Annotated in this window: 17 protein-coding genes and 1 riboswitch; of the genes, 13 read left to right on the forward strand and 4 right to left on the reverse strand. The window is 43.8% G+C overall.

The genetic code is table 11. From position 1 onward, the window contains the following. The first annotated feature begins 425 nt into the window (after positions 1-425). From ACNAZ4_RS20630 to ACNAZ4_RS20640, 3 genes are read left to right on the forward strand one after another with little or no spacing between them, the layout of a single operon-like run. A complete protein-coding gene (locus ACNAZ4_RS20630; RefSeq protein ID WP_415817826.1) occupies positions 426-1,124 on the forward strand; it encodes a winged helix-turn-helix domain-containing protein in 699 nt (232 codons plus the stop codon). Continuing rightward, positions 1,114-2,520 (forward strand): HAMP domain-containing sensor histidine kinase, encoded by a 1,407-nt coding sequence (locus ACNAZ4_RS20635; RefSeq protein WP_415817828.1) that lies wholly within the window; start codon positions 1,114-1,116, stop codon positions 2,518-2,520. Before ACNAZ4_RS20630 ends, ACNAZ4_RS20635 begins: the two co-directional genes overlap by 11 nt. Before the next feature lie 60 nt (positions 2,521-2,580). Continuing rightward, a complete protein-coding gene (locus ACNAZ4_RS20640; protein ID WP_415817673.1) occupies positions 2,581-3,564 on the forward strand; it encodes a Gfo/Idh/MocA family oxidoreductase in 984 nt (327 codons plus the stop codon). A gap of 44 nt (positions 3,565-3,608) precedes the next feature. Here ACNAZ4_RS20640 and ACNAZ4_RS20645 read toward each other — a convergent pair whose 3' ends face one another. Next, on the reverse strand, positions 3,609-4,664 hold the full coding sequence (locus ACNAZ4_RS20645) for a lactonase family protein (RefSeq protein ID WP_415817674.1): 1,056 nt from the start codon (positions 4,662-4,664) through the stop codon (positions 3,609-3,611). Between the two features lie 220 nt (positions 4,665-4,884). Here ACNAZ4_RS20645 and nadE point away from each other — a divergent pair, with 220 nt between their 5' ends. After that, the gene (gene nadE, locus ACNAZ4_RS20650; RefSeq protein ID WP_415817676.1) at positions 4,885-5,706 is read left to right on the forward strand and encodes an ammonia-dependent NAD(+) synthetase; all 822 of its coding nucleotides are present in this window, start codon (positions 4,885-4,887) and stop codon (positions 5,704-5,706) included. A 40-nt stretch (positions 5,707-5,746) separates the two neighbouring features. On the opposite strand, the gene ACNAZ4_RS20655 is transcribed toward nadE, so the two are convergent. After that, positions 5,747-6,091, reverse strand: coding sequence for a hypothetical protein (locus tag ACNAZ4_RS20655; protein ID WP_415817678.1), 345 nt, complete (start codon positions 6,089-6,091; stop codon positions 5,747-5,749). 254 nt (positions 6,092-6,345) lie between these two features. Beyond that, a riboswitch (cyclic di-GMP riboswitch) is annotated at positions 6,346-6,430 on the forward strand. A gap of 480 nt (positions 6,431-6,910) precedes the next feature. On the opposite strand from ACNAZ4_RS20655, the gene ACNAZ4_RS20660 reads away from it, so the two are divergent. Further along, positions 6,911-7,135 carry a hypothetical protein gene (locus tag ACNAZ4_RS20660; RefSeq protein ID WP_415817680.1) on the forward strand — a complete coding sequence of 75 codons (225 nt, stop codon included), beginning with the start codon at positions 6,911-6,913 and terminating at the stop codon, positions 7,133-7,135. Positions 7,136-7,370: 235 nt separating this feature from the next. Then, the gene (locus ACNAZ4_RS20665) at positions 7,371-7,706 is read left to right on the forward strand and encodes a phosphoribosyl-ATP pyrophosphohydrolase (protein ID WP_415817682.1); all 336 of its coding nucleotides are present in this window, start codon (positions 7,371-7,373) and stop codon (positions 7,704-7,706) included. Positions 7,707-7,755: 49 nt separating this feature from the next. On the opposite strand, the gene ACNAZ4_RS20670 is transcribed toward ACNAZ4_RS20665, so the two are convergent. Next, entirely contained in the window at positions 7,756-8,271 is a 516-nt protein-coding gene (locus ACNAZ4_RS20670; RefSeq protein ID WP_415817684.1) for a DoxX family protein, read from the reverse strand. Positions 8,272-8,520: 249 nt separating this feature from the next. On the opposite strand from ACNAZ4_RS20670, the gene ACNAZ4_RS20675 reads away from it, so the two are divergent. Then, entirely contained in the window at positions 8,521-8,973 is a 453-nt protein-coding gene (locus ACNAZ4_RS20675) for a DinB family protein (protein WP_415817686.1), read from the forward strand. A 75-nt stretch (positions 8,974-9,048) separates the two neighbouring features. Beyond that, positions 9,049-9,444 (forward strand): HIT family protein, encoded by a 396-nt coding sequence (locus ACNAZ4_RS20680; protein ID WP_415817688.1) that lies wholly within the window; start codon positions 9,049-9,051, stop codon positions 9,442-9,444. 36 nt (positions 9,445-9,480) lie between these two features. Here the strand turns inward: ACNAZ4_RS20680 and ACNAZ4_RS20685 are convergent, their stop codons facing one another. Further along, the gene (locus ACNAZ4_RS20685) at positions 9,481-9,693 is read right to left on the reverse strand and encodes a methionine aminopeptidase (RefSeq protein WP_415817690.1); all 213 of its coding nucleotides are present in this window, start codon (positions 9,691-9,693) and stop codon (positions 9,481-9,483) included. A 230-nt stretch (positions 9,694-9,923) separates the two neighbouring features. On the opposite strand from ACNAZ4_RS20685, the gene ACNAZ4_RS20690 reads away from it, so the two are divergent. The 5 genes from ACNAZ4_RS20690 to ACNAZ4_RS20710 all read left to right on the forward strand — a co-directional run bounded on the left by ACNAZ4_RS20690 (position 9,924) and on the right by ACNAZ4_RS20710 (position 13,263). Then, a complete protein-coding gene (locus ACNAZ4_RS20690) occupies positions 9,924-10,343 on the forward strand; it encodes a Dps family protein (protein ID WP_415817830.1) in 420 nt (139 codons plus the stop codon). 256 nt (positions 10,344-10,599) lie between these two features. Beyond that, positions 10,600-11,007: a DoxX family protein gene (locus tag ACNAZ4_RS20695; RefSeq protein WP_415817692.1), complete on the forward strand. Its 408-nt coding sequence runs from the start codon at positions 10,600-10,602 to the stop codon at positions 11,005-11,007. Between the two features lie 13 nt (positions 11,008-11,020). After that, positions 11,021-11,875, forward strand: coding sequence for a VOC family protein (locus tag ACNAZ4_RS20700; protein ID WP_415817693.1), 855 nt, complete (start codon positions 11,021-11,023; stop codon positions 11,873-11,875). Between the two features lie 28 nt (positions 11,876-11,903). Then, on the forward strand, positions 11,904-12,503 hold the full coding sequence (locus tag ACNAZ4_RS20705; protein WP_415817695.1) for an NADPH-dependent FMN reductase: 600 nt from the start codon (positions 11,904-11,906) through the stop codon (positions 12,501-12,503). Between the two features lie 124 nt (positions 12,504-12,627). Next, the gene (locus tag ACNAZ4_RS20710) at positions 12,628-13,263 is read left to right on the forward strand and encodes an FMN-dependent NADH-azoreductase (protein WP_415817697.1); all 636 of its coding nucleotides are present in this window, start codon (positions 12,628-12,630) and stop codon (positions 13,261-13,263) included. Positions 13,264-13,536 lie beyond the last annotated feature (273 nt).

The raw sequence follows: 13,536 nt of genomic DNA on the forward strand, positions 1-13,536 counted from the left end.
CAACTCCACCTCTATAAGGGCATCATTCAAGCGGAAAGATACCCTTATAGAAGCAACTTCGCCTCTATAAGGGTACCATTCAGGAGGAAAGATACCCTTATGCAAGCAACTTCGCCTCTTAAAGGGCACCATTCAAGCGGAAAGATACCCTTATGCAAGCAACTCCACCTCTATAAGGGCATCATTCAAGCGGAAAGATACTCTTATGCAGGCTACTAGTTCTACACAATGGAGCGTCTTTGCTAAAATGTAAGAATCTGAGAAAAAGGGAACCAATGGACCGTGTTACACTAGCCTCTATCTGTAATCGTGAACAAACTATGACCAATCCATTAAATAATCTGGAACAATACCCTAAACAGTTGATTCTGTTCCGGTTGCGCTATAATTTAGATATAACAGATTTCGTAATAGAGGGGATTGCCGTGAAGATATTAGTGATTGAGGATAATGAAAGTGTCTGCGCGATGATTGAGATGTTTTTTTCGAAAGAGGGCATCGAAGGCAGGTTTGTGAATGATGGCCTCGAGGGTTATGAGGCTTATAAAAGTGGAGACTGGGATTTAATGATTGTCGACTGGATGCTGCCGGGAATAGATGGTGTCACTTTGTGCAGGAAGATCAGGCAGGAGGGCAGTGATATTCCAATCATCATGCTGACGGCAAAGGATAGTGAGTCGGACCAGGTCCTCGGGCTTGAAATGGGGGCGGATGATTATGTGACGAAGCCGTTCAGCCCTCTGGCCCTGATGGCGAGGATCAAGGCTGTGGCACGCCGTTATCAGAAACAGAAGCCTGACGAGAGCAGCGATGTTGGGACGAGCCGCCTGAAAATCAACAAAGAAACACGCGAGGTGAGCCTCGATGGAAAGCCAGTGACAAATTTGACGCCGAAGGAATTTGACCTGCTACTGCTTTTTGCCCAGCATCCGCGTCAGGTGTTCACAAGGGAACAGCTTCTCGAGCGTGTCTGGGGTTATCAGTTTTACGGAGATGAGCGTACGGTCGATGTCCATATCAAGCGTTTGAGGAAGAAGCTTGGCACAGCTGAACAGCCATTCTTCCACACGGTTTGGGGAGTCGGCTATAAATTCGATGAATGTGTTGATGGGCATGAAGGTTAAGTATATCTACCAGCAATTCCTCAGCCATATCAGCATCATCATTGTCGCTTTCCTCATCCTCAGCCTTGTTTTTACTCAATATGTTGAAACACTGGTCTATAAAAACAAGACAGAGGAGCTGGTTTCCTATGGAGAGAATATCCTGCGGGATCTCGACCGGGGGGCTGAACGGCCGGACCAGGTGATCAACCAGTATGCGCGTGTCCTGTTTGGCCGCGACATCCAGTTCAGTGTGTTTGATGAAAATATCCAGCTGCTGAATCCCATCAGGTGGAGAGGGCCGGCAATTGAATTATCGAAAGAAGAATGGAGTCAGCTGACAAACGGCAATCCGATTGTGAAAAACTATGACCTTGAGCGGTATGACCGTGCTGTGACCCTGGTTGTTTTGCCGTATCTGGATCGAGGGAACTTTGTTGGCGGCATCCTTCTGACCTCTCCGGTCAGTGGGACACGGGAAATGATTACTGAAATCAACAAGTACTTGTTTTATACGATGCTGATTGCACTTGCTGTATCGTTCCTGCTGAGCTGGGTGCTGTCACGGATCCATGTCAACCGGATCAAAAAGCTGCAGGAAGCAACATCTGCCGTGTCAGCCGGGGACTATACGGTAAAAGTTCCATCTTCGGATTTCGATGAGATCGGAGAATTGGCGAATGATTTTAACGGGATGGTGAACAGGCTTAATGAATCGAAATCTGAGATCGAAAGCCTGGAACATCGCCGTCGCCAGTTCATGTCCGATGTTTCCCATGAATTAAGGACGCCGCTCACGACGATTAGCGGGATCATCGAGGGGCTCAGGAATGATATGATTCCCGAGGCAGAAAAAGAGCGGGGAATCAACCTGGTCAGCCAGGAAACGAAGCGGCTGATCAGACTCGTCAATGAGAACCTTGATTATGATAAAATCCGTTCTAACCAGGTTCAGCTGGTAAAAGAAGATATCGAATTGATCGAAGTGCTTGAAATCATTCAGGACCAGCTCGGATTCCAGGCAGAGGAACGGAATAACACCATCGAAATCGAAGCAGAGGAAGCGGCAATGGTCCATGCTGATTATGATCGGCTCGTCCAGATTTTGATCAATATCACGAAAAACAGCATCCAGTTCACGGATAACGGCACGATTTGGCTCCGTGGGAAAATGGAAGGAAGCAAAACGGTGATTGAGATCGAGGACACGGGCATCGGCATCGAACCGGCCGAAATCGAAAAAATCTGGCATCGCTTTTACAAAGCTGACATCTCAAGGACGAGCAATCCGTTTGGGGAATTCGGTCTCGGATTATCCATCGTCAAACAGCTGGTACAAATGCATAATGGGAAGATATCAGTGGAAAGCGAGCATGGAAAAGGGACTAAGTTTGTGATTGAGCTCCCTTTTCGATAAGATAAAAAAGAAGCTGTGGGCATAGTCCCCGGCTTTTGCTATTTGAAAGGGTGAAACAATATGGTGCGTTTTGGAGTAGTAGGAACAAATTGGATTACAGAATCATTTATAAAAGGAGCAAGCCACCACAAGGATTTCAAGCTGGCTGCAGTATACTCACGGACAGAGGGCCGTGCTGCGGAGTTTGCTGGCAAATTCGGGGTTGATGCTATTTTTACGGACCTGGAAGAGATGGCGAAAAGCGATGCAATTGATGCTGTATATCTCGCGAGTCCTAATTCGCTGCATGCCAGCCAGGCGATTACGTTGATGGAAAATGGCAAGCATGTCCTTTGTGAAAAAGCGATTGCGTCTAACAGCCGTGAGCTGAACGATATGGTCAGGGTGGCAAAGGAAAATAAAGTTGTGCTGATGGAGGCGCTGAAGTCGACTTTGATGCCGAACTTCAAGACAGTCCAGGAAAATCTGGGCAAAATTGGCACGATCAGAAGGTACTTCGCAAGCTATTGCCAGTATTCGTCCCGCTATGACAAATACAAAGAAGGTACCGTACTGAACGCCTTCAAGCCGGAGTTCTCGGCAGGTTCACTGATGGATATCGGCATCTATTGCATTTATCCCCTCGTTGTCCTCTTTGGAGAGCCGAAGTCTATCCAGGCGAATGGTTATTTACTCGAATCTGGAGTGGATGGCGAAGGAAGCCTGATTTTGAAGTATGAAGAAATGGATGCAGTCATCATGTTTTCAAAAATCACTGATTCGTCGCTTCCTTCTGAAATACAAGGTGAGAAAGGTAACATCAGGATTGATAAAATCAGCACGCCTGAAAAAGTGGAAATCATATATCGTGACGGCAGTCATGAAGATCTATCAAGAGAACAGCTTGCAGATAATATGTTTTATGAAGCAGAGGAATTCATTACATTGATTCAGCAAGGAAAGCTGGAGTCGGGGAATAATTCGATTGAAAACTCAAGGATTACGATGGGCATCCTCGATGAAGCCAGATTGCAAATGGGTGTCAGGTTCCCGAGTGACAAATAGAAAAACAGGGCAGGTGCTACTAAGCGCACCTGCCCTGTTTTCTATTAATAATTTAAAAATTTCACGCATACTGGGTCTGGGACTTTCACATCAGACTGAAGCAAAGTCAATCTGCCTGTCTCTGTGTCACGGGAATAAAGTGAAACATTGCTGGAGTTCTGGTTGGCAGCGATCAGGAATTTCTCACTCGGGTCGAGCATGAAATCCCTTGGCCAATTGCCTTCAGTCGAAGTGTGTTCAACAAAGGTGAGCTCGAAGCTTTCTGGATCAGCCTTGAAAACAGCAATACTGTCATGGCCGCGATTGGCTGCGTAAATGTATTTTCCGTCAGAAGAAATATGGATGGCGCTTCCCTGGTTGTTCTCGGTGAAATCTGCAGGCAGGGTGGTGATCGCCTGAAGCTGTTCAAAGCTTCCATCTTCACTATTGTATTTTAAGACAAGCACCTCAGAGCTGAATTCCGTCATCAAATAGGCGATTGTGCTGTTAGGATGGAAAACAAGATGTCTTGGGCCGCTGCCTGGTGCAATATGCAATACACTCTTTTCGATCAGCTGTCCATTGTCCACGGTATAGGTGATCAACTGGTCGATGCCAAGGTCGATCACTGCCGCGTATTTCCCATCAGGAGTGAAGCCGGCATAATGGGTGTGCGCTTTTTCCTGGCGTTCATCCGGTCCTGAACCCTCATGGTGGACGCTTGATAATACATTCTCGATACTGCCGGTTTCAGCGTTCAGCAGATAAGAATCTGCAGACCCTTTATGGTAATTGGCAGATAAAAGCAGGGTATGTTCACGGTTCACGCTCACATGGCAGGGAGATGCACCTGGTGCAAGCTGTGAATCGATGAATGACAGCTTTCCTGAATCGAGGATCGTGAAGCCTGCAACGCCCCCGGAACTGCCTTCCTTTGCGACAGCATAAAGGAAGCGGTTATCATCACTGATTGTCAGGTAAGTAGGGTTTTCCAGCGCAGCCGCTGGTTCTAAGCCGAGGATTTTCCCATTTACAGTATCTAAGGTGAAAGAGTAGATACCCTCGCTGTCACCTTTTGTGTATGTACCGAAATAGCCTTTGAACGTTTCATGAGTTGCCATTAATGAATGCCTCCAATTTAATTCGCAATGATATTATGCTTTATAGTCTAGCAAAAAAATCATGGCGGACAAAATGTTACGTCCACCATGGGAATGGGTAAAATAAACATGAGCATTTTGGGCATTGGGATGTTAGGTTTTCTGACGAAAATCTGGACTTTGAACTTTAGAAGGGATATGCTCTTTTTTGAATAGTTTTACGTGAACTAGGAGGGTTAACATGAGCTTACAAAAGCAGATTATTGAAGATTTGAATGTGCAGCCGCAAATTGATCCTGAGCAGGAAATCAGGAAGAGAATCGATTTTATGAAGCAATATTTGCTTGCGTCCAGGGCGAAGGGTTTCGTACTTGGAATCAGCGGCGGCCAGGATTCCACACTCGCTGGGAGACTTGCGCAAATGGCTGCGGAGGAATTGCGGTCAGAAGGCAATGAGGCCAAATTCGTGGCTGTCAGACTTCCTTATGCGGTGCAAAAAGACGAGGACGATGCCCAGAAGGCGCTGGAATTCATCCAGCCTGACCAAACGATCACTTTCAATATCCAGCCTGCTGTCGACACCTTCAATACCCAGTTCGAGGAAGCGATTGGCGAGAAGATGACGGACTTTAATAAAGGAAACGCAAAGGCAAGGATCAGGATGATCACTCAGTATGCAATTGCGGGGCAGGACGGCTTGCTGGTCATCGGCACAGACCATGCTGCTGAAGCAGTAACCGGATTTTTCACTAAATACGGAGATGGCGGAGCTGACCTGCTTCCTCTTGCCGGTTTGAACAAACGGCAGGGCAGGGAATTGCTCAAAGCCTTGAATGCAGAATCCCGGCTGTACCTGAAAGAGCCTACCGCCGACCTTCTTGACAATAAACCGCTCCAATCGGATGAAACCGAGCTTGGAGTCAGCTATGAAGCAATCGATGACTTTCTTGAAGGAAAGCAAATCGATGAAGCAGCCGCTGCCAAAATCGAAGGCAGATATCTTGCTTCAGAGCATAAACGGCATGTTCCAGCTTCCATGCATGATTCATGGTGGAAAAAATAAGCACAAAAAAGCCTGGCAATCAAAAGCCAGGCTTTCCTTTTTATTCAGTTTGCGCAATAGCGAAATGCGGCGCATCCTCTTTTTCTGTCACTTTGTCGATTTTATCGGTGAACATCTGGAAGACTCGCTTTTTTTCTTCCAACTCCTTGATATATTCTTTCAAATCATTGAATCGCTCTTCAAATGGCTGATGGTACAGCTCGCGGATTTTCCTGTTCAGGTCAGGATTCACAGTTGACTGGACAACCTGTTTCGTGATGTTGAATTTATATGTATACACTTTTAGCTCATTTTTAACTTCTTCATACTCCGCATCAATTTCTTTGAGTATTTCTTCAATTTCTGCTTTCCATTCATCTAGCGACTTCTTAACATGCTGTTCCATAAGGATCCTCCTGCCATTCGCCTGTAATAAAGCTTCTTCCCTCTATTCTAGCAATTGATGTTTACATAGAGATTGCTGTGATATTACATTGTGAAAACAAAGGTCTAATAGAAATCGAAGGGTGGAAGTTCCATCCTGTTATATAAATTCCTATCCCTCCTGCAATCATAAGTTCTAGGTAATAAGACTTATCTTTGTAAGTAATTGGCGAATTTTGTTGAAACAATGGTTCTAAAGTTTTATATTTTAATTAGAACTGAAAAAGGCAAACTTATCGAAAGGTGAGGACGCAAAGCCACGAGTCTAAGGCCTTACAGCTATGATCGTCGGGTTGCCAAAAAAGAACGGATGAGAATAGAGAGTATGGGTGAATGGCTTTGACAGGCCGTTTGCCACACAAAATCCGCCGTCTTTTTGGAGGATTTTTTTGCTGTTCAGGAAATTACAAAAGTATTTTTGTGTGGATAACTACTTATGGGAGTCTTAATCCAGCTCCAGCGCCTAGCCCCTCGAGACGCTTGTCTCGCTGCGGCTCCTAACTCCCCGAGACGCTTCGGTCCTGCCAATGAAGTCAAAGAACGACTTCACTGCCAGGCCCTCCAGCACTTGTCGGGGCTGACCAAGGCGCTTCCGCTTTATATTATTTGTCAGACTTTTCTGCACAATAATGCAAAAAGAGCCAAATTTCACGTTTGCCGATTGTCAGAAAGGATAAATAATACTTAAGTATCTTGACAGGACGAATGAACATAATCCTTTTGGCAGGTTTGTTTTTTGCAAAAAGGGTTTCAAAAAAATGGATGAAAGGTGGAGGAAACGTTGACTGTTTTATTTGGGACGGTAGAATACTTTGAACGGGAAATTGAGTTTCATTTAACAGAGGTTGAAAAAAGGGAAAGGTTCCGGGAAGAAATTCAACAAATTCAAACGATGCTTGAAGAAGAGCTTCGGAATGATTTCATCTGCGACGAGAAGCTAAGAAGAGAATGCCTTGAGAATCTATCGAATGCCTGCAATAAATTAACTGAAGATTATGTAGTTTGAAAACTGCTAATCTATGAAAGTGTAGTTTAAAAACTGCTGATATATAGAGGGCCTGTGGTACTGTCCACAGGCCTTTCCTATTTTTCCGTTATGAGCTATCGAGGGGAAGCATATACCATAAAAAGAATCCAAGAGCCATTCTTTCACTGGATAAGTTGGAGGATTTTACGAAAGGCGTTTGAACAGACGGATTTAAGGTTATGTTTATCTATAAGACAGCTAAAGGGGAATCGCAATGGAAAAGAAAGAATACAATAAACTCGTCAGGGACTTGTTTCCGGAATTGATGAAGAATAAAGGCAAGAAAATCGAATATGAAATTCTGCAAGGCAGTGACTATAGTGAAAAGCTGATGGAAAAATTCAATGAAGAAGTTGAAAAATTTCGGAATGCTGGAACAGACAGGCTGCTGAGTGAAATAGTGGACTTGCTTGAGGTGGTCTATGCGATTGCCGAACATCGGGGAATCACCGAATCGGAAGTTGAGTTCATGCGCCAGCTGAAGAAGACCCGAAGCGGCGGCTTCCGCAAAAAAATCCTGCTCAAATCAGTTGAAGGAAGTTCGAAATGAAAAACAAGCCCTCTGCCAAAAAGTGGCGGAGGGCTTTATCTATACCGTGTTAAGCAGTTTTTTGCGCCGCTTCCGGTTCTCTTTTTAAAACAGTCTTGCGGATGAAAGGTACCACCCAGCGGTCTAGACCGTATTTACCAGCATTGTAGCCAGCGAACAGGAGGATGAATCCGAAGAAGATGTCTGTTGGGTTGTGAGATACAGTGCCGGCAAGGAAGAAGCTGAAGTTCATAACAAGTCCGAAGAACATGGCAGCAGTAGTCAGGCAACCCAGGATCAAACCAAGACCGATCAGGAATTCTCCAAGCGGAACGATGAAGTTGAAAAGGTCGACGTTAGGAATCGCGAAATTATCAAGGAAGTTTACATACCATCCATAAACCATGTGTCCGTCTGGACCTTTCACCGGATTGGCAACAGCATTTTTCAAATATCCAGTAGCGTCAAATCCTTCTCCTGTCAATTTTCCCCATCCTGCAGTCATCCAGTTGTAACCGAGCCATACACGAATCACAGTCAACAGCCCAGCAGCAATATTGTTTTCCCTTAACCATTTCGCTAACATCTAAATCGCTTCCCTTCAAAAATATAATGATTACACTTATAAAATATCAAAGCAATATTTGGAAATCTGTGAATAAAGTGTGAAGACACATATCGTCCATAATGTTTTGAACAAATTTTGACAGTCAGTTTCCTTTTTTGGATAATATACCCTTATAGGTATTTCTGTAATATTCTTTCCTTGCCACATATATTGGGAATATATAGAATAAATATAAAATGAGGACTAGCAGGAAAGGGGAATGGAAAAATGAGCGAGCTATTGTTTAAGCAATTTGAATTAACAAGAGGGAATTTTTTAAAGCATATCGAGGGATTGAATCCTGAACAGGCGAGTTTTCAGCCTGATGGTTTCAACAATAATATCCACTGGCAGATTGGCCATGTATTGACGGTGGCAGAACAATTCATGATGGGTTACCCTAAAAAATCAAGTCATCTCCCTGAGAATTACATAGCGCTATTTGGAAATGGCACACGTCCAGCTGACTGGTCAGGCGATGTTCCTTCACTGGAACTATTGACGGACCAATTGAAAGCCCAGCTGGGAAGAATCAAAGAGGTGCCGGCTTCAATGCTTGACGAGAAACTGAAAAAGCCTTTTCTGGGACTTGAGACGTTTGGTGAACTTGCCAATATGGCCTTGTTCCATGAATCCTACCATCTTGGCCAGATTCATGCGATGAAAAAATTAGTGAAGTAACCATGAAGAATCAGCAGTGTCCGCTATGGTCACTGCCTTTTTAGCGAGGATTTAAATTAGAAATGGAGGCTGCCTATGCAACAGGAGACTTGTCCATATTGCAATGTACATGCTGATGAAGAGCAGCAGATCGTCTTAGAGAATGAAACCTGTTATTTTATCCAAAAGGAATCAGAGCAGCAAATCCTTCAGGGGAGCGGACTGATCATTCCGAAACAGCATAAACAAGATGTATTCGAGCTATCAGATCAGGAATGGAAGGATTCAAGGGAATTATTGATGGCCGCAAGGGAACTGCTTGACAGGCGGTACTCGCCAGATGGCTACAGTGTTGGCTGGAATACAGGCAGAGCTGGTGGACAATCGATTTTCCATGCTCATTTGCATGTCATCCCCCGCTTTAAAGATGAACCATTGGCCGGGAAGGGAATCAGGTACTGGATCAAACAAAAAGAGAATAAGAGAACCTAAGCAAAGAAAATGGCCTCTGCATCTGCAGGGCCATTTTTAAGTCGTGCTCTCATTCCAATCTGTATATAATCCGCTCCCATTGCAGCCAGGACATTCATACGGTGCCGCGTAATAGACAAATTCATTTGCGGAAAAAGCGTAGTAACCCCTGCCATGGCAGTCAGGGCATTTGTTTTGATCCTTCATATTAGCCAGGTGGTTTTCATATCTGGCATTTCTCCATTGATTAAGTGCATTGAATAAACCCAAAATTTTACACCTCCAGTTCTATGCATAGTTTGGAGAAATTCACTTATTTTTATGTATAGTTTATGGAGAAATTTGATTTTTGCCCCTGGTACGAGCACATCTCCATTCTGAAAAATTGACATTACTATGAACATTTTAGCCTTAACAACCACTACTGGATAATCTTGGACTATAATGAACCCGAATATGAAAATTAGGAGGAATTCAAGGTGAAAAATGAACTGACGCAAATGGTCAACCAGCAAATTGCAAACTGGACAGTGCTTTACATCAAGCTCCATAACTATCACTGGTATGTAACAGGACCAGAATTCTTCACGCTGCATGCTAAATTCGAAGAGCTGTATAACGAAGCCGCATTACATATTGATGAACTCGCCGAAAGATTGCTGGCAATGGGGGACAAGCCGGTAGCAACGATGACTGGTGCACTCGAGCTTGCTTCGGTAAAAGAAGCTGCAGGAAACGAGTCACCTTCAGAAATGGTCGCAAGCATTGTTGAAGACTATTCAACCATCATCGATGAATTAAAGCGGGGAATGGAAATCGCTGGGGAAGTAAACGACGAAACAACAAGTGATCTGCTTCTCTCCATTCATTCTGGTTTGGAAAAACATGTTTGGATGCTGAATTCATTTTTAGGCAGATAAGAGAGGGAAGGAAAGGGACGTATGCCGGGGCATACGTCTTTTTTTTATCCTATTCGTTTAGGCCTTTTTAGTATTCAGACCTTCAGCCAGCTATGGGACCAAAAACTTTAAATTGAATAATTACTTTACACAAAAAAAGATTACTTGACGTATACTAATAACTAAAATATAATAACTTACATAAAGTAAGTAACTAACGTAATTGTAACTGCAGTACAGTTTTCGTTACAGGAAATGAAAAAGGAGAATGATACAAATGATAAAGTCGAATGAAGTTGGAGCAACAATTTTAAGAATCGTTTTAGGAGCAACATTCATGATCCATGGCGCAGCCAAGTTCCAGGGTGGAATCGAAAATACGGTAGGTTTTTTTGAAAGTCTTGGTCTGCCAGGTTTTTCGGCATACATTGTAGCTTTAATAGAGTTGGCAGGCGGTATCGCGATGATACTGGGCGTTGGAACAAGGATTGTTTCGATATTGTTTGCGCTTGTTTTGGCCGTAGCGGTTATAAAAGTGAAGCTCGCCGGAGGATTCCTTGGAAACGGACAGATGGCGGGATATGAACTTGACCTTGCGTTAATGGCCATCTCAATTTATCTGGCAATCACAAATAAATCACTTTTCGCTATGGATAATGTCATCTTTCAATCAAAAAAAGCTTAAAGGAGGAAATCAAATGAATTTTCATCAGCCTCCGGTTACTTTTGTGGGCCGGGTGGATTTAAAGGTACAGGATCTCGACCGTTCAGTTGCTTTTTATCATGACGTGATTGGTTTTAAAGTTCTCGAAAAAACGGAGAGGTCAGCGAAGTTTACTGCGGATGGCAAGAATGTACTGCTGTCAGTCGAACAGCCCGATGATGTAATGCCAAAACAGAGAAGAACCACTGGACTATATCATTTTGCGCTATTACTGCCCCGTCGTGCTGACCTAGCGAATATATTGAAACATTTTGTACTGATGAAGTTTCCACTTCAGGGAGCATCAGATCACCTTGTGAGTGAGGCACTCTATCTTGCCGATCCAGATGGAAATGGGATTGAAATCTATATAGACCGGCCAGCTTCAGACTGGACATGGAATGAGTCTCAGATTGTCATGACCACGGATTCATTGGATGCAGAAAGTCTGCTTGAGGAAGACAAAGGTGGAACATGGAATGGTCTGCCTGCAGGCACAGTGATGGGCCATATCCATCTGCACGTGTCTGAATTAGCCAAGACGGAAGAGTTTTACTCAAAGGGACTTGGATTTGATGTAGTTTCCCGATATGGACCTCAGGCTCTGTTCATTTCAACAGGGAAATATCATCACCATATTGGACTGAATACATGGAATGGAGTTGGCGCTCCCAAACCTGCGGAAAATAGTGTGGGACTTGGATCATTCAGTTTGGTACTTCCAGATGAAGAGTCGGAAAAAGAAACGATTGCCCGACTGAGCAGCATTGGTGCTGAAATTACAGAAGAAAATGGGGTAATGGTTGCAATTGACCCTTCGGGGAACAGAATCATGTTAGAAATAGCATGATAGAAAAAGATAACAGGCGGTGGAGAAAATGGGTCTATTAAACAAACTATTTGGGAACAAAACGAAGGAGGAAAAAATCATGACTGCAGAAAAATGGAATATCGGGATTATTTTAGGAAGCACAAGACAGGGCCGGGTGAGTCCGCAAGTTGGCGAATGGGTTAAGGAACTGGCTGACAAGCGAGGAGACGCAAATTATGAAATCGTTGATATCGCGGACTTCGATTTGCCATTTTTGGGAACAACGGATGGAACAGAACCGGGGATTGCTGCCTGGAATGAAAAGCTTTCAAACCTCGATGGTTTCGTGTTCATCGTTCAGGAATACAACCACAGTATTACCGGAGCATTGAAAAACGCGCTTGATTTTGCACGCGAAGCATGGAATAACAAAGCAGCCGGAATCGTCAGCTATGGTTCAACAGGCGGCGCACGTGCAGCCGAGCATTTAAGAGGGATTTGCGGAGAATTAAAAATAGCCGATGTCCGTACACATCCAACATTATCTCTGTTTACTGACTTTGAAAACGGAACGGAATTCAAGCCACAGGCCCTGCATGTTGATAATGTCAATGGAATGTTGGATGAAGTAGTGGCATGGAGCGGTGCATTAAAGACGTTAAGATAATGAACGAGCAGATTAATTGACCTGCTTTTTTAAACGAGGTAATATCTCGAAGTAAGCTATTTTTACTTCGAGATTTATTGTTGGAAATAGTTTAAGATTATAAAGGAATAGGTGGAATTACATCATGGCAAAAGTTTTATATATCACAGCACATCCACTGGCTGAAGAGCAGTCATTCAGTTTGTCAGCAGGCAAAGTCTTCATTGACACATACAAAGGGCAAAACCAGAATGATGAAATCATTCATCTGGATCTTTTCAAAGAAAACATCCCTCACATCGATGCTGACGTTTTAGGCGGCTGGGGAAAACTGCAAAAAGGCACTGAATTTTCAGCACTGACTGCAGAAGAACAGGCTAAAATCGGCCGTCTTGCAGAGCTTGTTGACCAGTTCACAGCAGCAGACAAATTCGTTTTCGTGACACCGCTTTGGAACTTCTCATTCCCGCCAGTCATGAAAGCATACCTGGATGCCGTTGCAGTCGCAGGCAAAACATTCAAATATACACAAGAAGGCCCAGTTGGTTTAATGACCGATAAAAAAGCCCTTCACATCCAGGCTCGCGGCGGATACTACTCAGAAGGACCTGCAGCAAGCATGGAAATGGGAAATCGCTACATCGAAACAATCATGAACTTCTTCGGCGTACCTTCATTTGAATCCCTTGTTCTTGAAGGTCACAACGCAAATCCTGAAAAAGCACAGGAAATCAAAGAAAACGGAATCGCCCGTGCGAAGGATTTGGCACATACATTCTAATAGAAGATATTATAAGACCAAGCAGGTCAGAGATGGCCTGCTTGGTCTTTTTATTAGGCTCTTTTCTCAAACTTTGTTGCTATTGCCTACAAAATAGGAATAAATAGCTTAAGATTATTCACACAATTAACGCTTATGCGGAGAAAAGAGCTTGCAAGCTTAGTACCGACATACAAAATGACTATTATCAAGTTAAAATCGGCTTTAGGATTTTCACAACAATCTTTACGAAAACAGCCTTTTATTAATAAGAATTGGCGTGGGATTGTTTTA

This window comes from Mesobacillus thioparans, from assembly GCF_965138835.1.
GTDB lineage: Bacteria > Bacillota > Bacilli > Bacillales > Cytobacillaceae > Mesobacillus > Mesobacillus thioparans.